Source organism: Flavobacterium sp. PMTSA4, from assembly GCF_032098525.1.
GTDB classification, from domain to species: Bacteria; Bacteroidota; Bacteroidia; order Flavobacteriales; family Flavobacteriaceae; genus Flavobacterium; species Flavobacterium capsici.
Genome location: NZ_CP134890.1, coordinates 1,264,793 through 1,288,591, shown reverse-complemented (window position 1 = coordinate 1,288,591; position 23,799 = coordinate 1,264,793). Strand labels below are relative to the sequence as shown.

Genomic DNA, 23,799 nt, shown 5'->3' with positions numbered 1-23,799 from the left:
CCTTAATTTTGCTATCGTTGATTTTTTCTAAAAATCTCTAATATTACACCACTAAACAAGTTACTTTTAATTAAATGTCAAGCATAATTCAATTACTTCCTGATCATGTTGCTAACCAGATTGCTGCTGGTGAAGTGGTTCAAAGACCAGCTTCGGTAGTAAAAGAATTACTTGAAAATGCGGTTGATGCAAAAGCAACCGACATAAAATTAATTATAAAAGACGCAGGTAAATCATTAGTTCAAGTTATTGATAACGGAATTGGAATGAGTGTAACCGATGCCCGTTTGTGTTTTGAGCGACATGCCACTTCTAAAATTCGTCATGCCGAAGATTTGTTTTCTCTTCATACCAAAGGTTTTCGTGGTGAAGCATTGGCTTCAATTGCAGCAATTGCTCATGTTGAACAAAAAACCAAGCAAGAACAGGAAGAACTTGGAACTCATATTGTTATTGAAGGCAGCAAATTTATTTCTCAAGAACCAGCAGTTTTACCTAAAGGAACTTCTTTTTCGGTAAAGAATTTGTTTTTTAATATTCCAGCACGACGTAATTTTTTAAAATCGGAAACAGTTGAATTACGTCATATAATTGATGAATTTCAGCGTGTTGCTTTAGCACATCCGAATATTTATTTTACTATGTATCACAATGGGAGTGAGGTTTTCAATTTGCCTAATTCTAACTTCAGACAACGAATTGTGAATGTTTTTGCAGGTAAAATGAATGAAAAATTGGTGCCTGTAAAAGAAGAAACGGAAATAGTTCATATACAGGGTTTTATTGGTAAGCCTGAGTTTGCCAAAAAGAATCGTGGAGAACAGTTCTTTTTTGTTAACGATAGATTTATAAAAAGTGGTTATTTGCATCACGCTATTATGGCTGCTTATGAAGGACTTTTAAAGGATGGAGCACAACCAAGTTATTTTTTATACTTAAATGTTCCGCCAAATACTATTGATATTAATATTCATCCAACAAAAACTGAAATTAAGTTTGATGATGAACATGCTTTATATGCTATTTTGCGCTCGGCTGTTAAGCACAGTTTAGGACAATTTAACGTAGCGCCAGTACTTGATTTTGATCGTGATCCAAATTTGGATACACCGTATCAGTATCAACAAAAAGAGGCAGAATATCCAACGATTCAAGTTGATAGAAATTACAATCCTTTTTCTGATGGCTCGAACAATAGCGAATCGGCTAAGCAAAAGCAGAAAAGCACAACTTCAAACTTTAGTTTTAAAAAACCAGATTTTCAACCAAGTTGGGAAAGTTTGTATGTTGGATTAGACGAAATTAATACTAATCATTCTGAAATTACTTTTGAGAATGAAGCAGTTTCTTCTTCTTTGTTTGAGGAAACAGATACAGAACAAGAAACAAAACGTACGTATCAAATTCATAAAAAATATATCGTTTCTCCAATAAAATCAGGGATTGTTATTATCAATCAAAAGCGTGCACACGAGCGAGTTTTGTACGAAGAATTTCTTTCAAACATGACAGTTCATCAAGCATCAAGTCAACGATTATTATTTCCTTTGGAGTTGTTTTTTTCTGTTAATGAAGTTGAATTGATTAAAGAAATTCAATCATCACTTGAAAATTTAGGTTTTATTTTTGATGCTATTCAAAATGATAGTATCATTGTTTCTGGATTGCCTGTTACTATTACAGAAAGTCAAATTTCCATCATTTTTGATGATTTATTAAATGATTTTCAAAATGGAGTAGGCAATGATAGTTTTTCACAGAATGACAGTATTGCACAATCGATGGCAAAATGTTTAGCAGTTAAAACTGGAACTTATTTAACAGAAAAAGAGCAAGAAAGTTTGGTTAACAATCTTTTTGCTTGCAAAGAACCTAATGTTTCTCCATTTCAAAAACCAACTTTCATCACAATGAGTGTGGAAGATTTAGATAAAAAATTTACCCTATGATGCGCATGACAGAAACTGTTAAGCAGTTATTAATCATCAATATTATATTTTACATCGGTTCGCAATTTGTAGATTTAGCGTATCCTTTGTTTTCGTTGTATTATCCAGAAAATGATTTGTTCCGATTTTGGCAACCAATAACAAGTATGTTTATGCATGCACCAATGCCAAATTTAATGCATATTGTTTTCAATATGTTTGGATTAATTATGTTTGGTTCGCCATTAGAGCATTTTTGGGGAACCAAAAAGTTCTTATTCTTTTACATTTCGTGTGGACTTGGCGCAGCGTTGTTGCATTTAGGATTTTCATATTATGAATATAATTCTGTTGTAAATTCATTAAAAGAAGCAGGAATTTCAGATCAAGTTATAGGTATAATTTCTAGGGAAGGAAAATATAATCAAGAAATTTTAAATGTAGTGCCGTTGTCTAAATTGGAACAACTTTATGCTTCATACAATATTCCATCACTTGGAGCTTCTGGAGCAATTTATGGATTGTTAACGGCTTTTGCATTCATGTTTCCTAATGCTGAGTTGATGATGCTTTTTATTCCAGTGCCAATTAAAGCCAAATATTTTGTTCCAGGATTAATTGCCTTGGATTTATTTTTAGGACTAAAAGGAAATTCACTTTTTGGAAGTGGTGGAACTGGAGTTGCACATTTTGCTCATATTGGCGGTGCAATAACTGGTTTTATTATGATGTGGTTTTGGAAAAAAAATCAATTTAATAAAAACCGTTGGGATTAGATTATGAGTATAATTGATGATTTAAAATTGCAGTACAAAATAGGTGGCATTACCAATAAAATGATTTATTGGAATGTTGGTTTATTTCTGTTGTCAATTATTTTTTTCTACCAATTCAAATTAGGTTTTTTTGATTATCCAAACTGGTTAGCTATTTCTTCACAACCAAAAGTTGTTTTTATAAAGCCGTGGACAATATTGACATATGCTTTTTTTCATAATGGATTCTTGCATTTGTTTTTCAATATGATGGTTTTGAACTTTAGTAGTCGATTGTTTTTAACTTTTTTTACTCAAAAACAATACCTTGGACTATATTTTCTCAGTGCTATTTTTGCTGGATTGGCCTTTTTGTTGAGTTTTTATTTTCTAGGGAAATCTTCCACAATGGTTGGTGCATCTGCTGCTATAATGGCATTATTAGTGGCAACAACAACTTATCAACCTTTAATGGAAATCAGATTGATGCTTATAGGTAATGTCAAATTATGGCACATCACAGCTGTACTTCTTCTTATCGATTTAATGCAAATTCAACTGAATAATACTGGCGGTCATATTGCACATTTAAGTGGTGCTTTTTTTGGATTTATTTATATAAAATTATTGCTAAACGGAACCGATTTAAGTAAAATTGTTAATAACGTGATTAACTTTTTTTATTCTATATTTGACAGAAAGCAAAAAACTCCTTTCAAGAAAGTTCACGTTTCATCTAAAAGGAATGCCCCAAAAAGAGAAAGTAAAATAGTTATGAAAGACAAAACCCAACAACAGATTGACGAAATATTAGATAAAATCAGTCAATCGGGTTATGATAGTCTAACTAAAGAAGAGAAAGAATTTCTGTTTAAATCGGGTAAATAAAGCTAAGTGAAAAAACTTTCATGGTTCAATAAAATAATCTATGGATTCAATATTATTTTGATAGTATTGACTATTGTTGCTTATTTTTTACCTTTTTTAGCACCCAAAGCTTTTCCTTTACTTTCTGTATTAACTTTGATTTTGCCTTTATTTTTAATCCTTAACGGATTATTTTTTCTTTATTGGTTGTTACAACTTAAAAGGCAACTAATTTTTTCTGGAATAATATTGTTGTTAGGAATAACATTTATCAATAAGTTTTATAAATTCTCTTCAACCGATTTGCCCAAAGTTGAAAAAGATTTCACGGTAATGAGTTATAATGTTCGGTTGTTTAATCTTTTTGAATGGATTGATGATAAAAATGTGGGGAATGATATACTTTCATTCATAAACGAAAAAAATCCAGACATTATTTGCATTCAAGAATATTCAGAAAACGCAAAAATTGACTTGAGAGTTTATAAATACAAAGCCGTTTTTATTGAAGGTGATAAAATCAAAACAGGTCAAGCAATTTTCTCGAAATTTCCAATATTTAATCAAGGTAATTTACATTTGCTGCAAGACGGCAACAATATCATTTATGCCGATATAAAGAAAGGAAAAGACACTTTGCGTGTATATAATATGCATTTGCAATCGATAAAAATTTCGCCAGATGTCAATGAGATTTCTAACAATGTTGAAACCATTGACAAAAAGAAATCGCAAATGGTTTTCGGACGCATTAGAGATGCTTTTAAACGACAAGAATTTCAGATGGAGATTTTTGTGAACCATAAAAAAGAGTGCAATTATCCGTTGATTATTTGTGGCGATATGAATAATAGCGCGTTTTCATACATCTATCGAAATATTAAAGGAGATTTGAATGATTGCTTTGAAGAAGCAGGAAAAGGTTTTGGTCAAACCTATAATTTCAAATACTATCCTGCCCGAATTGATTATATTTTTACCGATAAAAGGATTAAAGTAAAGAACTTTAAAAGTTTTAATAAGTTTGAAAAGTCAGACCACTTTCCAATCATGACACGATTGGCTTTTGAATAAATTATATTTTTTGATTTTTCAAATAATCCAAAGAATATCTTCCTTCGTTGAACAACAAATCGAGTATGCTTAAATTATTGATGAAACCGTGTTTTTCTTCAAAAACCTGTGTGTAAGGTCCAAGAACAGTTTGATCTTTTTTACCGTTAATTAAACCACGAAAATCTATTTTATCGGTTAATTCGTGAAAATATTCGGTGGTTTCATCATAATCGAATTCAAATTTCAAACAACTAGAAACAATTTCCATCGTTTGAAGATTTAAATCCATCAAGAAAGATTGTTTTTTTTCAAAAATAGGTAGAATAGCATCTTCAAAATATTCGAAAAAGGGCGAACTTCTGTAAGCAGCTTCCAATGATTTGAAATGTTGCTTTTGCCAATCAAAATCATTTTCTATACGAACATCTTTTGTTTTTTGATGACCTATTTTGTTATGCTTAACAGGAATGTTCAATAACTGAATGCCATTCGGACTATAAATGTACATTCGGTTTCTATTGGTTTGTTTTTGAAAATTATCATCCATTTCAAAAGTTACCACATCCGCTTTTGCCATTGCAATAAAATGACTAATTGATGGGAAATAACTAGGATGAATGATGATATTGTTCATTAAACTAGAAATTACTCTTTAGATGCTTTTCTTTTTTTCCAGAAGTATTCTCCAACAAAATATAAAGCTAATAAACCTAAGAAATATTTAAAATAAGATTGGGGTTGACCTTCACCACTTACAGTGGTAAATAATCTTTCCCAACGGATTTTATTTAAACCTTTTCCGTTTGAATCCCAACTCATCCATAAAAATACTGGTTTTCCAACAATGTGGTCTTCTGGAGTATAACCAAAATATCTTGCGTCTAATGAGTTATGACGATTGTCTCCCATCATCCAATAGTAGTTTTGCTTAAAAGTATAAGTTGTTGCTTTTTCTCCATTTACATAAATATCATCGCCAACTACTTTTAAATCATTTTTTTCATATTCGCTAATAATGATTTTATAAAATGGCAACGTTTTTCTGTTTAATGCTACAGCTACACCTTCTTTAGGAATATAAATTGGTCCAAAATTATCTCCGCTCCAATTATTAGTTACTGATGGTTTTCCGTCTTTAAAATCTGGAAAAATACCATCTTCAGGACCTTTTTTAATGTATCTTTTCACAGAAGTAACTCTAGAATCAGCTTTCATTTTTTCAGCTTTTTCAAAAGTCAGATTGCCAAAGAAATAATGGTCAGATTGTTTTAAACTCAGTCTAGTGTAAATATCCTGAGTAATATTTCCTGTAAAAATTGTAGAAACTGAATCTCTTGCAAATTCTTCTATATTGACATCATTTTTAACAAAATAATCTTTTACATCTTGTCTATCCCAAATTGAGTTTTGTATTTCAAACAATGGCATTCCTTCAGTAATTTCATAATCTTGTTTGAAACTTTCACTAATTGATTCTTTAGTATTAATGATGTGAAAGTATTGAGGTTTTGCTCTTTCTGGTAAAACGAGTTCTTTCCCGTTGATAAAAACAATCCCATCTTTAATTTGCAACGAATCACCGGGAATACCAACGCAACGTTTTACATAGTTTGTTTTTTTATCAATTGGCTTGTCATATCTTCTATCAGCATTTTTATACATGTGGAATAATGTATCTCTAGGCCAATTAAAAACAACTATATCATTGTTTTTGATGTCTTGAAAACCAGGGAAACGGAAATAAGGAAATTGCAATTTATTTTTCCAAGAATTCGGATTTTTATCATCGTATAAATACGATTTAACGTGAATTATAGGCAATGTATCGTGAACCATTGGTGCTGCAACTGCTGTCATTGGTGGTCGCGCTCCATAATGGAATTTGCTCACAAAAAGAAAATCACCAATTAAAAGTGTTTTTTCTAAAGATGATGATGGAATTGTAAATGGTTGCATTACATAAGTATGTACCAAAGTAGCAACAACTATTGCAAACACTAATGAACTTATGGTGTCGCCAACTTTTGTTGGAGAAGTAAGGCTTCTATCGGCAATATGCTTTACATCTTGAGTATAATTTACATAATAGATATAAAATCCAAAAGTGAAAAGAGCCAACCAAGTATCTAATGTTGAATTTTTCCCGAAGCTTCTTAGTGTTTCAACCCAAACTACAGGAATCATTATCAAATTAATAATCGGAACGAATAATAATAATGTCCACCAAGTTGGGCGATTTATTATTTTCATTAAAATAATTGAATTGTATATTGGAATGAATGCTTCAATTGGTTTTTTTCCTGCTTTTTGATACAATTTCCAAGTTCCTAATCCGTGAATTAATTGCACAAAAAGGAAAAATACAAACCATTGATATATTGACATGATAATGAGTTTAAAAGTTTATTTGAGTATAAGTTTAAATCTTAGTTATTTTGTTACAATATTTTAAATCTAAAACGTCTTTCATCGAAAAAACACCTTTTTTACCAATAATCCATTCTGCTGCAATTACAGAACCAAGAGCAAATCCTTCACGATTATGGGCAACGTGTTCAATCTTGATATAATCTACTTCTGAAGTGTAAAGTACTGAATGCGTTCCTGGAACATTTTCTATTCTTTTTACATCAATAAAAACGTCAGTAGGTGTTGGGTTTTCTATTGCCCAATTATTTTTATCTGTATGATTGATTATTGAATTTGCTAATGTAATAGCTGTTCCACTTGGTTTATCAAGTTTTTGGGTATGATGAATTTCTTCCATTGAAACATTATATTCTTTAAATTTTGACATCATTTTGGCTAAATAGTCATTTAATTCAAAAAATAAATTTACACCTAAACTAAAGTTAGAACCATAAAGAAAAGCAGCATTTTTTTGGTTGCATAATTCAACCATTTCATGATAGTTTTCTAGCCAACCTGTCGTTCCAGAAACAATTGGAATTCCATTGTTTATGGATGTTGATATATTTTCAACTGCAACACTTGGAACACTGAAGTCAATAGCAACATCTGCATTTTGGATACCTTCAAAAGTGGTAGAACTTGTTTTTTTTAATACAATTTCATGACCACGTTCTAGAGCAATTCGTTCAATTACGTGTCCCATTTTTCCATATCCAAGAAGTGCTATTTTCATCTAAAATTTAAAGTTTAAAGACAACCCAAGGTTTGGTCGTGCTGTAATATCATTTTGTTGTAAATCAGGAAGTATTGTGAGTTTATCACTAACATTAAATTGAATTAAATGTGCGTCAACATTAGCGTCAACGATGTTTAAAACATAAAATGCAGCAGTAATTAATAAAGATAAATCTCTGTTTCTTTGGTAAAATCGTTGTGCTCTGATTAATCGGTCATCATCTAAATAATCGAATTGATCAGGTAAACCTTGTAGTCTTAATTTATAAGCATCGCGATATCGATGATATTTTTTATTATTGTCAAGATAAAAATAAAGGCTTGTTCCAATTGCTCCATAAACAATTGGTATTTTCCAATATCTTTTGTTGTATGCTTGACCTAAACCAGGTACAATTGCTGAATAAAAAGCTGCTTTTGATGGTCGCAAGGGATCGTAAACAACAGTTTTGGATGTTTTAACAGAGTCTTTTGCAATAATAGTTTCACCAATAGTTTGCTGAGCAAAAAAGGATTGACTTCCAACCAAGAAAGAAAAGATAAGTATGTAGAAAAACTTATTCACTACTTTTTTAGCAATTTGATGATACGGTTCAAATCTTCTTCAGAATGAAACGGAATAGTTATTTTTCCTTTACCATTTCCAGCTACTTTTACATCTATTTTGGTGCCAAAGAAATTTGAAATTGCTTTCTTTTTGCTTTCGTCAATAGAAAAATTTGATGTCTTTTTAGCTTTTGATATCGCTGGTTTTATACTTTCTTGATGGTTTTTTACTAAAGCTTCTGTTTCACGAACCGATAGATTTTCAAGAACAATTTTATGATAAATATCCGATTGAACATCTAAGTCTTCAATGTTAATCAAAGCACGTCCATGTCCCATTGAAATAAAACCATCACGAATTCCTGTTTGGATAATTGGGTCAAGTTTCAAAAGACGTAAATAATTAGCTATTGTTGAACGTTTTTTTCCAACGCGTTCACTCATTTGTTCTTGTGTTAACTGAATTTCATCAATTAATCTTTGGTATGAAAGCGCAATTTCAATTGGGTCTAAATCATGACGTTGAATATTTTCAACTAACGCCATAACCAACGATTCATTGTCGTTCGCAATTCTGATGTAAGCAGGAATTGTAGTTAATCCAACCACTTTTGAAGCACGCAAACGACGTTCTCCAGAGATTAATTGGTATTTATTGAAATCCAACTTTCTAACCGTAATAGGTTGAATAACTCCAAGTTCTTTAATTGAACTTGCTAATTCTTGTATGGATTCTTCGTTAAAGTTTGTTCTAGGTTGAAAAGGATTGATTTCAATTGCATCAATATCCAATTCAATTATATTACCAACAACTTTGTCAGCATTTTTATCGCTAACCGATTTAATATCGTTTTCAGGATCTTTTAATAAAGCAGATAAACCTCTTCCTAATGCTTGTTTCTGAACCGCTTTTGCCATTTTTAAATACTATTTTTTTTGATGATTTCGTGCGCCAAACTTAAATAATTACTCGCGCCTTTACTTGTTGCATCAAAGTTGATAATGCTTTCTCCAAAAGATGGAGCTTCACTTAATTTTACATTTCGTTGAATGATGGTTTTAAAAACCATATCATTAAAATGCTTCTGAACTTCTTCTACTACTTGGTTGGATAATCGTAAACGAGAATCAAACATCGTTAATAACAAACCTTCAATATCTAATTCAGAATTATGAATTTTCTGAACACTTTTTATGGTATTCAATAATTTACCCAAACCTTCTAATGCAAAATATTCACATTGAATAGGAATGATAACACTATCGGCAGCTGTTAAAGCATTTAAAGTTAATAATCCAAGCGATGGTGCACAATCAATTAGAATATAGTCATACTCATTTTTGATTTCTTCCAATGCTTGTTTAAGCATGTACTCACGATTTTCTTTGTCAACTAATTCAATTTCGATAGCAACCAAGTCAATATGAGCAGGAATGACAAATACATTAGGTGAAGAACTTTCAACTATTGCTTCTTTTGGAGTGTTGCTGTGTTCTAATATTTGATAGGTTCCAATTTCAACGCTTTCCACATCTATACCTAATCCTGAACTCGCATTAGCCTGCGGATCAGCATCAATTAACAACACTTTTTTTTCTAATACTCCAAGTGATGCTGCAAGATTGACCGAAGTCGTTGTCTTTCCAACACCACCTTTCTGATTGGCGATAGCAATGATTTTACCCATTTGTTTTTAGTAGATTTTGAGCCGTAAAAATACAATTATTTATGGCTTCACCAACGTAATTTTGTTAACATTCTAGTAAAGTTTTAAAGAAGAATGAATTAGATAATTCAAATGATTTATAACTATTTGCTTCCTTTATTTTTTATCATTTGTTCTAACATATCCCACATTTCTTGTGGAATTTTTTCCAGAATGTTGAATTGTCCCGCACCTTGAAGCCATTCGCCTCCGTCAATAGTAATTACTTCTCCGTTAACATAAGCTGAAAAATCAGAAACTAAATATGCCGCTAAATTAGCTAATTCTTGATGATCACCAACTCTTCTTAAAGGTACTTTTTTAGACATGTCAAATTTGTCGGCTAAATCGCCAGGCAATAATCTATCCCATGCACCTTTCGTAGGAAATGGTCCTGGAGCAATGGCATTCATTCTTATACCATATTTTGCCCATTCTACAGCTAAACTTCGAGTCATTGCTAAAACCCCAGCTTTTGCTGTAGCGCTTGGAACTACATATCCTGAACCTGTCCAAGCATAAGTGGTTACTATGTTTAAAACATTGCAATTCGTTTGTTTTTTTTCAATCCAATGTTTCCCAAACGCTAGTGTACAGTTTTTGGAACCTTTTAAAACAATATCAATAATGGTGTCAAATGCATTAGCTGACAATCTTTCGGTTGGAGAAATAAAGTTTCCAGCAGCATTATTTAACAATACATCAACCTTTCCATAGGTTTTCAAAACTTCTTCAAGCATATTTTCCACTTGTTCATAATGACGAACATCACATTGAACTGGCAAGCATTTTCCGTTTGTTTCGGCTTCTAATTCGGATGCTGTTTTTTTTAATTTTTCTAAATCACGAGATGTAATGGCTACTTTAGCACCCAATTCCATAAAGTATTTGGTCATTGCTTTTCCAAGTCCGCTTCCGCCACCAGTTACAACAATTACTTTATCTGACAAGGCATTATCACGAAGCATTTTTGCTGAAAAATCCATAGTTTTTGTTTTAGTTTATCAAAAATACTAAAAATAATTCCTATGCATGCATAGTATTTGAAACATTTATAATTTCTTTAGCTTTTCTGCTGCTTGTATTAGAGTTTCGTCATCTTTGGCAAAACAAAAGCGAATACAGTGATTATCTTTTCCATCTGCATTAAATGTTGAAATTGGAATGGTTGCAACACCAATTTCTTTTACTAATCTTTTAGTAAAATCAATATCATTTTCATTGCTAATGGTTGCATAAGAAACAGTTTGAAAATAAGTGCCTTCACAAGGTAAAAGGTTGAATTTTGTATCAGCTAAAAGTGTTCTGAAAAAATCTCTTTTTTGTTGGTAAAAGCTTGCCAATGATGGAATATCAACAATATCTAAATAAGCTGAAAGCGCAACTTGAGCAACACTGTTAACACTAAAAACTAGAAATTGATGTACTTTTTTAATTTCATTCATTAAATGGATAGGAGCAATCAGATAACCTATTTTCCAACCAGTGATATGGAACGTTTTTCCAAACGATGAAACACTAATGCTTCGGTTCCATAATTTTGGACGATGATGAATAGAAATGTGTTTTTGTTCAAACGTAATGTATTCGTAAACTTCGTCTGAAAGCACTAATAATTTTGGATAAAGTTCAAGCAATTTTTCCAATTGAATAAAATCATTTTCATTCCAAATTCTACCTGATGGATTGTGTGGATTATTAATGATGATAAGTTTAGTATTTTGATTTATTGTATTTCCAATTAATTCCCAATTAGGTGTAAAATCATTTTTTAAATTGATTCTAATAGGTTTTGCGTTGCATAAAAGTATCGGAGTTTCATAACAATCATAACTCGGATCAAGAATAATTACTTCTTCATTTGGATGAACTAAAGCTTGAATAGTGGCAAAAATTCCTTCGGTTGCGCCAGCAGAAACTAAAATTTCATCTTTAGGGTTTACTTTCCTTCTGTACGAAGTTGCAGTAAGGGTTGCAATTTTCTCTAACAATGAAATGTTTCCAGCCATTGGGGCATATTGATGTATATTTTCGTTCGACAATTTGACTAGGATAGAAGTAAGACGTTCATCTAATGGAAAATTAGGAAATCCTTGTGCTAAATTGATTGCTTTATATTCAATTGCCATTTGTGTCATGACACTGAAAATACTTGTGTTAATATGTGGAAGTTTTGACATAGTTTTATTTATGTTTTTAAAATTACTAAAACTTAATAGTATTCATTTAAAACAATCTTATTAATTTTATAGAGTAATGGAAATTTTAGAAAAAAGAATATACGAACCCTTTTCTGAAACTGATGGATTTAGAATCTTAGCGGATAGACTTTGGCCAAGAGGTGTGAAAAAAGAAGAAGCTAAAATTAATCTTTGGGCAAAAGAAATTACGCCAACAAATGAGCTTCGAATTTGGTATCATTCTAATGAAAATCAGTACTCAGAATTTGAACAAAAATATTATACTGAACTAATTTCAAACCCTGAATTAGATAATTTTATAAATGAAATTAAAAATTTAGAAATGATAACTCTATTAACTGCAGCAAAGAATATTAAGATAAGTCATTTACCAATAATTAAAAGAGTTATTGAAGAAAAAGTTTCAAAAAAAAAATCTAATTTTTATTCTTTAGGAGTAAAGTTTTTAGCTCTTTCTCCGTTAATAAACATTTTTAAAGAATTTAAATGAATGGTAAAGTCAACTTTGTTCCATTTTTCTTCGGTTTCAGCATCTAAACTTGAATTGTATTTGTAGAACAAAAAGTATTTTACATTGTCAAAACCTTTTACAAACTTTAACTCGCCATTTTTATTGCATTCCATTCCCCAAATCATTGTTCTTTGAGGTTGGTCGTGCAATTGATAAATTCCAGTTCCATCACTGTTTAAAACAACAATTGGTTCAGCTCCTTTAAAAGAATACGTTCCAGTTACTTGATAATCTATATCAGTAGTTATGTATCGAATTCCTTTATCGGTTTCAATTTCAGTTATTGAATTTTGCGCGAAACTAATTGCTGAAAAGCAAATTATAAAGGAACTAAGTATTTTTTTAAAGTTCATGATATTTGATTTTATGAGTTTTGTTTGTCAATCCAAATTCTTGCGTTTACAAAAGCCTCAATCCACGGCGACACTTCATCTTTTCGATTTATTGGATAATGTGCCCAATTCCATGGAAATGTAGAACGTTCGATGTGTGGCATCATAACCAAATGTCTTCCAGTTTTATCACAGAGCATAGCTGTGTTGTAATGAGAACCATTTGGATTTGCAGGATAACCTTCAAAAGTATATTTAGAAACTATGTTATAGTTTTCTTCTGCTAAAGGTAAATTAAATTTTCCTTCCCCATGTGAAATCCAAACTCCCAAAGTTGTTCCAGCTAAAGTAGATAACATCACAGAATTATTTTCTTGAACAGTTACCGAAGTAAAGCCACTTTCGTGTTTTTGCGAATCGTTATGTTTCATTTTTCCATGAACTTCGTGCTCCGGATTAATAACTTCTAATTCCATGAATAACTGACAGCCGTTGCAAATTCCAACTGACAAAGTATCTTTTCGAGCAAAGAATTTCTTTAAAGCATCATTTGCTTTTTGATTGTATTTAAAAGCTCCAGCCCAACCTTTTGCAGAACCCAAAACATCTGAATTAGAAAATCCACCAACAGCACCAATAAATTGAATGTCTTCCAGAGTTTCGCGACCAGAAATCAAATCGGTCATGTGTACATCCTTTACATCAAAACCAGCCAAATACATAGCATTTGCCATTTCACGCTCTGAATTACTTCCTTTTTCACGAATAATTGCCGCTTTAGGACGTGGTTTTGAACTATTTAATTCTGGATTTTTTCCAGAAAAATGACTTGGGAAAACATACTGTAAAGCTTGTTTACCGAGATTATCAAAACGTTCTTGTGCTTTGTTGTTTTTAGTTTGTTTTTGGTCAAGTAGGAAAGAGGTTTCGAACCATAGCTTTCTGTAAATTTCAATGTCGAAATTCCAATTTTCAATGGTCAAAGTTGAAGTGTTTTGAACAGAACCAATTTTAAAAATCTCTAAACTTTCAAAAGCTTTTTCAAAAGTGGCATCGTCTTTTGCTTGAAGCACTACACCAATATTTTCAGAGAATAATATCTTAACCAAATCTTTTTCAGTAAATGAATCAAAAGAAATGTTTGCACCTAGATTAGTATCAGCAAAACACATTTCTAACAAAGTAGTAATTAATCCGCCAGAACCAATATCGTGTCCGGCAACTATTTGTCGCTCTTTAATTAAATTTTGAATGGTGTTAAATGCTTTTTTAAAGAAGTCAGCATTTTTAATAGTTGGAACATCATTGCCAATTTTGTTTTGTGTTTGGGCAAACGAACTTCCACCTAATTTAAAATCATCTTGTGATAAATTGATGTAATAGATAGAACCGCCATTTTTTTGTAAAACAGGTTCAACAACTTTAGTGATATTGGAACAATTTCCTGCAGCTGAAATAATGACCGTTCCAGGCGCAATAACTTCATCATTTGGATATTTTTGCTTCATCGACAGCGAATCTTTTCCCGTCGGAATATTGATTCCTAATTCGATTGCAAAATCCGAACAAGCTTTTACCGCTTCGTATAATCGAGCATCTTCGCCTTCATTTTTACAAGCCCACATCCAGTTTGCTGATAAAGAAACCGATTTTAAATTGTCTTTTAATGGAGCAAAAACAATATTTGACAACGCTTCACCAATGGCATTTCTACTTCCAGCAGATGGATTAACCAAAGCCGAAACAGGTGAATGACCTATTGATGTTGCAATTCCTTCTTTTCCATTATAGTCTAAAGCCATTACGCCAACATTGTTCAAAGGCAATTGTAATGGTCCGACACATTGTTGTTTAGCTACTTTTCCACCAACACAACGGTCAACTTTATTGGTTAACCAATCTTTACAAGCAACTGCTTCCAATTTCAATAATTCTTCAACATATGCTGGAATATTTTCTTGGTTATACTTTATATCAGTATAATTTCTATCTACTTTTTTATCGGTCATGATGGTTTTTGGAGAACTACCAAACATGTCTTCTAAATTAAAATCCATAGGTTTTGCACCAGTAGTTTTCGATTCAAAAGTAAAACGATGATTATCAGTTACATCACCAGCTTGATACATTGGCGAACGTTCTCTTTCGGCAATTCGCTTTAGTGTATTGATATCTTTTTGACCAATCACTAATCCCATTCGTTCTTGTGACTCGTTTCCAATAATTTCTTTGGCAGAAAGCGTTGGATCGCCAACAGGAAGTTTATCTAAATCGATTAAACCTCCAGTTTCTTCTACCAATTCGGAAAGGCAATTTAAATGTCCGCCTGCACCATGATCATGAATAGAAACGATTGGATTTGTTTCACTTTCCACTAAACCGCGAATGGCATTGGCTGCGCGTTTTTGCATTTCAGGATTTGAACGTTGAATAGCATTTAATTCAATTCCTGAACCAAAAGCACCAGTATCTGCAGATGAAACAGCAGCTCCGCCCATTCCAATGCGATAATTTTCACCACCAAGAATCACAATTTTATCGCCAGCAGTTGGTTTGTTTTTTTTTGCTTGTGAAGCTTTTCCGTAACCAATTCCGCCAGCTTGCATGATTACTTTGTCGTAACCTAATTTTCTATTTTCTTCCTCATGTTCAAAAGTTAAAACAGAACCAGTAATTAGTGGTTGTCCAAATTTATTTCCAAAATCAGAGGCACCATTGGATGCTTTGATTAAAATATCCATTGGGGTTTGGTACAACCATTTGCGCTCAGCCATTCCATTTTCATAAAAACGATTATTGTTCAAACGAGAATAGGCAGTCATGTAAACCGCAGTTCCTGCTAATGGCAATGAACCTTGTCCACCAGCTAAACGGTCACGAATTTCACCTCCAGAACCAGTTGCTGCACCATTGAATGGCTCAACAGTAGTTGGAAAATTATGGGTTTCGGCTTTTAGAGAAAGTACTGATTCAAAATTAGTTTTAGTATAAAAATCAGGTTTGTCAGCACTTTTAGGAGCAAATTGTTCTACAATTGGACCTTTAATAAAAGCGACGTTATCTTTATAAGCAGAAACTATATCATTTGGATTTTCTGCCGAAGTTTTTTTAATCATTTTGAACAAAGAAGTTTCTTGTTCAACACCATCAATCACAAAAGTTCCATTGAAAATTTTATGACGGCAATGCTCTGAATTTACTTGTGAAAACCCAAAAACTTCTGAGTCGGTTAGTTTTCGGTTTAATTTTTTGGAAAGATTGTTTAAATATTCAACTTCCTCCTCACTTAAAGCTAAACCTTCTTGTTGATTATAAGCAGCAATATCATCAATTTCTAGGATTGGTTCCGGTTGAATATTAATGGTAAAAATCTCTTGATTTAATTCAGAATACTTTTGTGAAAGCATTGGGTCAAAATCTGCGAAATCTTCAGAAACATTATAAAATTCTTCAATTCTAATGATGCCTTCGATTCCCATATTTTGGGTAATTTCAACAGCATTTGTACTCCAAGGTGTAATCATTGTTGCTCTTGGTCCAACAAAAAAATCCGTAAGTACGGATTTTTCTATTTTATTTGCGTTGCCAAAAAGCCAGTTTAATTTTGAGATAGTTTCTGCTGAAAGTTCGTTTTGCGTTTGTACGGCAAAAACTGTAGCACTTTCGTTTCCGAAGAAATGAATCATTGTGTTTTAATTAGTGTGTTGTTGTAGGTGCAAATTTATTTTAATTTGGTGGATTTTGCAACTCAATTCAAAATAAAAAAGACCGAAATATTCGGTCTTTTAAATCTTATTTTTTTCTTTTCATTATTATTTCCATGTTCTTGAATTCTTTTCCATCAAAACCTATATCATACATTTCCATTTTTTGAGTATTATCATCTATGATAGTTACTATTTCTTTAGATGTTTTGAGTTTTTTGGTTACTGGATCAAAGACTTCTCCTGACATAGTATAGGTTTTTGTTGTTGGGTCATAAGTTCCTTTCAAAACAGATATTCCAGTTGACATATTATCTATCCATGTAGAGATAAATTTTCCTTCAGCATTATTGTATCCTAGTGTGCTTTTTCCTTCAAAAGGCATTTCATAAAAATCTCCTTTGTGTGTAGTTTCTTGATACTTTCCATCAAAAATCATTTTACTTTCAGCAGTCATTGTCATTTTTGATGGTTCTGCTCCAGCATGTTCCCAAAAAGTCATTTCTTCTTCCCAAACTCCACTGTCTTTTGCAAGCATTTTGTGTTGTTCTCCGGGAGTTGCATAGTCTTGCCAAGCTTTTGCAATTGTTGCAGAATCTGGAATTGTAACTGCTACTTCTTCTTTTGGTGTTTCGGTGTTTGGTGTTTCGGTTTTAGTTTCTTCTTTTTTACAAGAAATAAAACATGTTATAGCCAATGCTAGTGTTATACTTTTAAATTTCATTTTTATAAATTTTATTGGTTGATTCAATAAAGTTACAAAAATTAATTTTCTTCAGGAAATGTTATCCAATTGTAAGCTCCTAAATCATAAGGAGAAGTTCGTGGCATTCCTAAGATATCATTAGGTACATTAGCATCTATTCCAATTCCACGAGCGGCAGAATCATCCCCAATATTTAATTTGTTTTTAATAATGTTTAGAAATTTTGGACTTTCATTTCTGATAATTTCAGGATTGCTTAATATGGATGCATAAATGGTATTTGTGCTGTTTCCAAATTTCATTAAACATTTTGTAAACGTGTAATTGAATAGATTTGTTGATGCTGGATCAAACGTTAGTTCATAGGTGTTGGAACCATAAATAATACAATTGATAAAATCTGCTTGAACTAAGTCGTATGGAACTGCAGCATTATTTTCGTCTTTATAGTAATTATTCAATAGAACAGCTACTTGTTTTGAACTTGACCAATTATTATTAAAAGTACAATGTTTAAACTCATAATTTCCGCCAAGTGTACAAGCCAATGTTGCTACACCAGCAGTATTGATGACAATATTTTCTCCTTTTATTTTTGCAGTTTTTGCATAAATACCAAGGTTAGAAGAATCATAAATTTGGGTGTTTTTAATAGTCATAAAATTCCCATCATTACTATCAATAAGCAAACCAACTGTTGCGTTTTTTATAGTTGCATAATTGATCTCATTTCCTGTACTTCCTTGTGTGAGCCAAATTGTGCCCCATTGCCCAGGAACATCAGAATAAAGCGGTTCTAGTCTGTCACCTTCAAAAATGACTTCGTTTTCTAAAGCTTCAGTGTTGGATAATTCGCCATTAATTTTCAAACTAGCACCAGTTCCAACAATAAGTCCTGAATCGGCATGAAAATGTATTCTTGCGCCAGGTTGAACTTGAAGTGATTTTCCATCGGGAACTACAGCATAGCCATAGACGACATAGGGTTTAGAATTATTCCAAATGAGTTCATTTCCATTTACAGGATCATTTTCGTCAAGAATACTTGCTCGGATGTTTATCGGATTTCCATCGCCATCTAAACCTAAACTAATTTCTTCATAAGTATACGATTCATCAGGGTTTTGAGTTCTATTTGGGTAAATAAAATAGGCATCTTGAATTAAAGTTACCAATTCAACTTTTTGAAAATTACTTCCTGTGTCAAATTGAATTTGGTCGGTATACAAAAAATCTGTTGGATTAGAATCTGCAACATCAGCTGTAACTTCAACAAAAATATACATACTGTCTTTGGCAAGCATTTCAACATCTCTGAAAACTCTATTATTTTCGCCAGTCATTCCGTCAACTGTCATTCGGTATTTAGAATCGTCTTTACCAAGCTTGATTAAAGGAATTTTAATGTCTTTATTACTCCTGTTATATACTTTTAGAGTGTAAGTGCTTGAACCAATATTAGTGAATACAGTATCTAAATAAATCGTATCTTTAGAGAAGGTTAAGTCGCCTGTGCTTGGTTCAAAAACAAAATCTTGTCGACATGAACTCAATGAAATGGCAAAGCCAATAAAAAGGAGAATAATAAGGTTACGCATTTGTTTTTTTGTATTTGTGTAAAAATAGACAATAATTTGAAAAATTTTGAAATTTCAAATTTAATATCTTTAAGTATAACGTTAAAACAGATAATTTAGTATTAGAATAAAGAAAATTTGATTTTTCAATTATTTTGGAGTTGCAAATAAATGTTATTTTTACAAAAAAAAGCTATGTCATTTGATAAAGAAAAGATGTTGCAACTCTGTAACGATTGGTCAAAAAATACTTTGATGCGAACCTTAGAGATAGAATATATTGATGCTGGTGAAGGTTTTTTGACGGCAAAAATGCCTGTTAACTCAAGAGTTCATCAGCCAATGGGTTTGCTTCATGGTGGTGCAAGTGTTGCTTTAGCAGAAAGTGTTGGAAGTGCAGCTTCAATGATGTTTGTAAATTCTGAAAAGCAAGAAGTTCGCGGTATAGAAATTTCTGCTAACCATTTGAGAAGTAAGCGAGAAGGAATTATATACGGAACTGCTAGAATCATTCATAAAGGAAGAAGTATTCATCTTTGGGAAATCAAAATCACTGATGAAAATGATAAATTAATTTCGCTCTGTAAGTTGACAAATATGATTTTACCTAGAAGATAAAATGACTGATTTATTTATAAAAGTTAGAACACATCAAGAACAAAATTTACCTTTTGTTATTTTCAGCAAGCCTGATTCTAGTAAAACTGTTGGCCTTTTTCAAAAAAATGACCATTTGTATTTTTTGGAAAAATTTGACAAGAAAGGATTTGTTTTTGCTCCTTTTGATAGTGAAATTATACCATTTTTACCTTTGCAGTTTTGTGACGTTTATGTAGAGAAAAACAATTTTTCAACTTATTTTTTTGAAGATAATAATAGCTTTAATTTAGGTAATGACCATTTTGAAGAAACTGTTGTTAAAGCAGTTGACTCTATAAAAAATAAAAAGTTTGAAAAGGTTGTCATTTCAAGAAGAGAACTTTTTGAGTTAAAAAACTTCGATATTGAACTTTTTTTTAAAAAATCATTACAAAATTATCCATCAGCTTTTAATTATTGTTTTTATCATCCAAAAGTTGGCTTGTGGCTTGGCGCAACTCCTGAGCAATTATTGAAAACAAAAGAATCAAATTTTGAGACAGTTGCTTTGGCTGGAACACAAAAAGTTGATTCAATTGAAAAAGTAGTTTGGACTGAAAAAGAAATAAATGAACAGCAACTTGTAACCGATTTTATAGTAGAAAGTATTAAAGATTTTACCAAGGAATTGAATGTTTCCAATCCAAAAACAGTGAAAGCTGGTTCGATTTTTCATATTAAAACCAAAATTTCAGGAAAGTTAAAAAGTAAAAAAGCCGTTGAGAAAGTTATAAAATCATTACATCCAACATCAGCTGTATGCGGAATGCCAAGAGAAAGTGCAAAAGAATTTATTATTCAAAATGAAGGTTATAACAGAGAATATTATTCTGGGTTTTTAGGCGAATTAAATATTGATTTTACCAGTTTTAGAACTCAACATTCAGATTTGTATGTAAATCTTAGATGTTTGAAAATAGTTGAAAACACAGCTCAAATATTTGTTGGTTGTGGAATTACTGCTGAAAGTAATCCTAAGGATGAATATTTAGAAACAGTAAATAAGGCGATGACTATGAAAAAAATTATTGCCTAGTGTTTCATAATAAATTAGCTTAATTTTGTTCAAAATTTATTAGCATGAAATTAGATATACTTGCCTTTGGTGCTCATCCAGATGATGTTGAATTAGGTTGTAGCGGTACAATTGCAAAAGAAGTTTCTTTAGGAAAAAAAGTTGGTGTTGTTGACTTAACTCGAGGCGAACTTGGCACACGAGGTTCAGTAGAAATTAGAAATTCAGAATCACAAAAAGCTTCAGAGATACTAGGTTTATCAGTTAGAGAAAATTTAGACATGCGTGATGGTTTTTTTGTAAATGATGAAAAACATCAGATTGAAATAATAAAAATACTTAGAAAATATAAGCCAGAAATTGTTATTTGTAATGCAATTGAAGATAGACATATTGATCACGGAAAAGGAAGCAAATTAGTTTCCGATTCATGTTTTCTTTCAGGTTTGAGAAAGATTGAGACAAGTTTAAATGGAGAAATACAAGAAGCTTGGAGACCAAAGGTTGTTTATCATTACATCCAATGGAAGAATATTGAACCTGACTTTGTTGTTGATATAACTGATTTTGTTGATATTAAAACAAAGTCTATTTTGGCTTATAGTTCACAGTTTTATTCTGAAAATTCTAATGAACCTGTAACACCAATAGCTACTAAAAACTTTTTGGAAAGTATTCACTATCGTTCTCAAGATTTAGGTCGTTTAGTTGGTGTAGAATATGCCGAAGGATTTACTGTTGAAAGGTATTTGGCTGTCAATAGCTTATCAGATTTGAAATAAAAAATCTAAAATAATTTTTGCGAGAAATAACTTTTGCACTATATTTGCACTCGCTTTACAAATGGTGATTGTAGCTCAGTTGGTTAGAGCGTCGGATTGTGGTTCCGAAGGTCGCGGGTTCGAGACCCGTCTTTCACCCAAAAAGTAAAATCCTTTCAAGAAATTGAAAGGATTTTTTTGTTTACTGATATTTTTAAATTTTACATTCCATCATTTTTGTCTACTACCAATTTTTTATCTCTGGTTGCAATTTCCCAAGCAACAGCAAAAGCGTATTTAGTTCTTTTAGTTAAGGCGTCAAATTCAATTTTGTCAACTTCATCGCTAGCTTTATGATAATCAGCATGAACTCCGTTAAAAAAGAAAACCGATGGAATTCCATTTTTTGCAAAATTGTAATGGTCTGAACGATAATAAAAGCGGTTTTTGTCTTTTTTATCGTTGTATTTATAATCTAAGTTAAGACCTATATATTTTTGATTTACCTCTTCACAAATAGTATATAATTCACTCGAAAGATAATCTGAACCAATTACATATACATAGTTGTTGCTGTCTTTATGTAATTCATCTCTTCTTCCAATCATATCAATATTTACATCGGCAACAGTATTCTTTAAAGGAAATAATGGGTTTTCAGAATAATATCTTGAACCATGAAGTCCATGTTCTTCTCCTGTAACATGAAGAATTAATATTGAACGTCTTGGACCATTTCCTTCATTTTTGGCTTTTTGGAATGCTTTTGCAATTTCAATTAGCGCAACAGTTCCTGAACCATCATCGTCTGCACCATTATAAACCTGACCATTTTTAATTCCAACATGATCATAATGAGCTGAAACTACAACAATTTCATCTTTTTTATCGGTTCCTTCAATGTAAGCCCAAATATTTTCTGAATCAGGAAGGTTTTCATTTCTTTTAGCATTTAAAAACGCTGCAGGAACGGTTTGATAATAACTTGTTGCTCCTTTTGGATATGAAATTCCAGCTTTTTGATATTGTTCAATAATATATCTACCTGCTTTTTTTTGACCTTCACTTCCGGTTTCTCTTCCTTCCATTTCGTCAGATGCGATGATGGTTAGATTAGTTTTTAGAGAACTTTCAGAAATTGAGGATGCAAATTTTTCTGTGCTTTTTTGATAGTCTATTTTTTTAGTTGTGCTACAACTAATAAAAAGGAAAACTATAATTGCAATATTGATTGTTTTATTTAACATAATTATTTAGTGAATATTGATGAATGTATAAATTGCCATAAAAAATAGAATTAGAGTAATACAAATTAAATTTATAAAAAACATTGTAACTCCTTTAATTATAGTAATGCTTCTTTTTTCTTCATAAAATCGATGATGTGCTGGAAAAAAATAATAGAGCATGTAAAGTATTGAAACAATCATGAAAATATATTCAAGAACATTGAAAAAAGTATAATCGTTTACAAATTCAAAAAAGTAACTGCAGATTCTTATTATTAATATTCCAAGTAATAGAAAGGAGAAATAATGCAATGTAAAGATACCATGGTCAAAATAAAACCATCTCTTCTTATTTTGGAAAATCCAAAGTATAAAAGCAAATAATGGCATGTAAATGAATAGTGATTTTGGTAAATTGTGAAGAAAAGATTCGGCAAATTTTTCTTTTAAATCCTCAGAATCATGTTTGTCTTTAACCAGTTGCATTTTTCTAGTATACCAATATGCAAAAGAATTTAATTTTTCAGAAGGCTTTCCATTTTTCTGTATAGAGTCCAATTCTTTAACAGATTTATAATGTCTTCCAAGCAAGGTAAATTGACTTTTATCTTTTTCTAAATCTTCTTTTTTTGCCTTAATTATTAAGTTTTGTAATGAGTCAGATGTTGTTTTTGATATAGAACCACTTTTTTCTAAATCAATAATTTTTTGCTGTTCGGTATAAATTGTATCCTTATTTTTATTTGATGATTTTAATTCATTTTTTTTATTAATATTCACATCAGGTGTATCTTCATTGTCAGGAATAACACTCAACAAAAAGAAAGTAACAAAACTTATAAAAATGTAAAGCCTAATAGGAGCAAGGTAACTCATTCGTTTTCCAGAAAGATATTCTTTGGTTAACGAAGCGGGTTTAAAAATTAAATTTTTGATGGTTTTCCAAAATGAATTTTCATAATGGGTTAAATCTTCAAAAAAATGAACAAAGAGTTGATAGAATGTTTTTCGAGTATCAATATTTTCCTGACCGCAATTGGGACAAAATCTTTTTTCAGCAACATGATGGCAGTTTAAGCATGTTTTGTCTTCGCGAATTGGATTATGTGACATATTTTT

Annotated in this window: 22 protein-coding genes and 1 tRNA gene; 9 read left to right on the top strand and 14 right to left on the bottom strand. The window is 31.5% G+C overall.

Going from position 1 to position 23,799, the window contains the following annotated elements:
* The first annotated feature begins 74 nt into the window (after window positions 1–74).
* From mutL to RN605_RS05905, 4 genes are read left to right on the top strand one after another with little or no spacing between them, the layout of a single operon-like run.
* Entirely contained in the window at window positions 75–1,949 is a 1,875-nt protein-coding gene (gene mutL / locus RN605_RS05920; protein ID WP_313323068.1) for a DNA mismatch repair endonuclease MutL, read from the top strand.
* The gene (locus RN605_RS05915) at window positions 1,949–2,704 is read left to right on the top strand and encodes a rhomboid family intramembrane serine protease (RefSeq protein WP_394853507.1); all 756 of its coding nucleotides are present in this window, start codon (window positions 1,949–1,951) and stop codon (window positions 2,702–2,704) included. Before mutL ends, RN605_RS05915 begins: the two co-directional genes overlap by 1 nt.
* A 3-nt stretch (window positions 2,705–2,707) precedes the next feature.
* A complete protein-coding gene (locus RN605_RS05910) occupies window positions 2,708–3,571 on the top strand; it encodes a rhomboid family intramembrane serine protease (protein ID WP_313323064.1) in 864 nt (287 codons plus the stop codon).
* 6 nt (window positions 3,572–3,577) lie between these two features.
* The gene (locus tag RN605_RS05905; protein ID WP_313323062.1) at window positions 3,578–4,624 is read left to right on the top strand and encodes an endonuclease/exonuclease/phosphatase family protein; all 1,047 of its coding nucleotides are present in this window, start codon (window positions 3,578–3,580) and stop codon (window positions 4,622–4,624) included.
* Between the two features lies 1 nt (window position 4,625).
* On the opposite strand, the gene RN605_RS05900 is transcribed toward RN605_RS05905, so the two are convergent.
* The 8 genes from RN605_RS05900 to RN605_RS05865 all read right to left on the bottom strand — a co-directional run bounded on the left by RN605_RS05900 (window position 4,626) and on the right by RN605_RS05865 (window position 12,197).
* Complete coding sequence (locus RN605_RS05900) at window positions 4,626–5,240, bottom strand: WbqC family protein (RefSeq protein ID WP_313323061.1); 615 nt, start codon at window positions 5,238–5,240, stop codon at window positions 4,626–4,628.
* Window positions 5,241–5,251: 11 nt separating this feature from the next.
* Complete coding sequence (gene lepB, locus RN605_RS05895; protein WP_313323059.1) at window positions 5,252–6,991, bottom strand: signal peptidase I; 1,740 nt, start codon at window positions 6,989–6,991, stop codon at window positions 5,252–5,254.
* Window positions 6,992–7,025: 34 nt separating this feature from the next.
* The gene (gene dapB / locus RN605_RS05890; RefSeq protein ID WP_313323057.1) at window positions 7,026–7,751 is read right to left on the bottom strand and encodes a 4-hydroxy-tetrahydrodipicolinate reductase; all 726 of its coding nucleotides are present in this window, start codon (window positions 7,749–7,751) and stop codon (window positions 7,026–7,028) included.
* Complete coding sequence (locus RN605_RS05885) at window positions 7,752–8,318, bottom strand: DUF5683 domain-containing protein (RefSeq protein WP_313323055.1); 567 nt, start codon at window positions 8,316–8,318, stop codon at window positions 7,752–7,754.
* Window positions 8,318–9,217 (bottom strand): ParB/RepB/Spo0J family partition protein, encoded by a 900-nt coding sequence (locus RN605_RS05880; RefSeq protein WP_313323054.1) that lies wholly within the window; start codon window positions 9,215–9,217, stop codon window positions 8,318–8,320. The genes RN605_RS05885 and RN605_RS05880 overlap by 1 nt, the downstream gene beginning before the upstream one ends.
* Before the next feature lie 2 nt (window positions 9,218–9,219).
* Window positions 9,220–9,987 (bottom strand): ParA family protein, encoded by a 768-nt coding sequence (locus RN605_RS05875; RefSeq protein WP_313323052.1) that lies wholly within the window; start codon window positions 9,985–9,987, stop codon window positions 9,220–9,222.
* Between the two features lie 122 nt (window positions 9,988–10,109).
* Window positions 10,110–10,991 carry an SDR family oxidoreductase gene (locus tag RN605_RS05870; protein WP_313323051.1) on the bottom strand — a complete coding sequence of 294 codons (882 nt, stop codon included), beginning with the start codon at window positions 10,989–10,991 and terminating at the stop codon, window positions 10,110–10,112.
* A 66-nt stretch (window positions 10,992–11,057) separates the two neighbouring features.
* A complete protein-coding gene (locus RN605_RS05865; protein ID WP_313356401.1) occupies window positions 11,058–12,197 on the bottom strand; it encodes a methionine aminotransferase in 1,140 nt (379 codons plus the stop codon).
* Between the two features lie 64 nt (window positions 12,198–12,261).
* Here RN605_RS05865 and RN605_RS05860 point away from each other — a divergent pair, with 64 nt between their 5' ends.
* A complete protein-coding gene (locus RN605_RS05860) occupies window positions 12,262–12,696 on the top strand; it encodes a DUF488 domain-containing protein (RefSeq protein WP_313323047.1) in 435 nt (144 codons plus the stop codon).
* On the opposite strand, the gene RN605_RS05855 is transcribed toward RN605_RS05860, so the two are convergent.
* The 4 genes from RN605_RS05855 to RN605_RS05840 form a co-directional block, all read right to left on the bottom strand.
* Window positions 12,630–13,070, bottom strand: coding sequence for a hypothetical protein (locus RN605_RS05855; RefSeq protein WP_313323046.1), 441 nt, complete (start codon window positions 13,068–13,070; stop codon window positions 12,630–12,632). The genes RN605_RS05860 and RN605_RS05855 overlap by 67 nt on opposite strands.
* 11 nt (window positions 13,071–13,081) lie before the next feature.
* Window positions 13,082–16,735 carry a phosphoribosylformylglycinamidine synthase gene (purL, locus tag RN605_RS05850; RefSeq protein WP_313323044.1) on the bottom strand — a complete coding sequence of 1,218 codons (3,654 nt, stop codon included), beginning with the start codon at window positions 16,733–16,735 and terminating at the stop codon, window positions 13,082–13,084.
* 106 nt (window positions 16,736–16,841) lie between these two features.
* Window positions 16,842–17,477, bottom strand: a complete 636-nt coding sequence (locus tag RN605_RS05845; RefSeq protein WP_313323042.1) for a DUF1579 domain-containing protein — start codon at window positions 17,475–17,477, stop codon at window positions 16,842–16,844.
* 41 nt (window positions 17,478–17,518) lie between these two features.
* A complete protein-coding gene (locus RN605_RS05840) occupies window positions 17,519–19,057 on the bottom strand; it encodes a hypothetical protein (protein WP_313323040.1) in 1,539 nt (512 codons plus the stop codon).
* Window positions 19,058–19,231: 174 nt separating this feature from the next.
* Here RN605_RS05840 and RN605_RS05835 point away from each other — a divergent pair, with 174 nt between their 5' ends.
* The 4 genes from RN605_RS05835 to RN605_RS05820 all read left to right on the top strand — a co-directional run bounded on the left by RN605_RS05835 (window position 19,232) and on the right by RN605_RS05820 (window position 21,611).
* A complete protein-coding gene (locus tag RN605_RS05835; protein WP_313323039.1) occupies window positions 19,232–19,654 on the top strand; it encodes a PaaI family thioesterase in 423 nt (140 codons plus the stop codon).
* A gap of 1 nt (window position 19,655) precedes the next feature.
* The gene (locus tag RN605_RS05830; RefSeq protein ID WP_313323037.1) at window positions 19,656–20,711 is read left to right on the top strand and encodes an isochorismate synthase; all 1,056 of its coding nucleotides are present in this window, start codon (window positions 19,656–19,658) and stop codon (window positions 20,709–20,711) included.
* A gap of 44 nt (window positions 20,712–20,755) precedes the next feature.
* A complete protein-coding gene (bshB1, locus tag RN605_RS05825; protein WP_313323035.1) occupies window positions 20,756–21,472 on the top strand; it encodes a bacillithiol biosynthesis deacetylase BshB1 in 717 nt (238 codons plus the stop codon).
* Window positions 21,473–21,535: 63 nt separating this feature from the next.
* Window positions 21,536–21,611, top strand: a tRNA-His gene (locus RN605_RS05820).
* Window positions 21,612–21,672: 61 nt separating this feature from the next.
* On the opposite strand, the gene RN605_RS05815 is transcribed toward RN605_RS05820, so the two are convergent.
* Together RN605_RS05815 and RN605_RS05810 are read right to left on the bottom strand one after the other, a co-directional pair.
* Entirely contained in the window at window positions 21,673–22,698 is a 1,026-nt protein-coding gene (locus tag RN605_RS05815; protein WP_313323033.1) for a M28 family metallopeptidase, read from the bottom strand.
* A gap of 6 nt (window positions 22,699–22,704) precedes the next feature.
* Window positions 22,705–23,793: a DUF3667 domain-containing protein gene (locus RN605_RS05810; protein WP_313323031.1), complete on the bottom strand. Its 1,089-nt coding sequence runs from the start codon at window positions 23,791–23,793 to the stop codon at window positions 22,705–22,707.
* Between the last annotated feature and the right edge of the window lie 6 nt (window positions 23,794–23,799).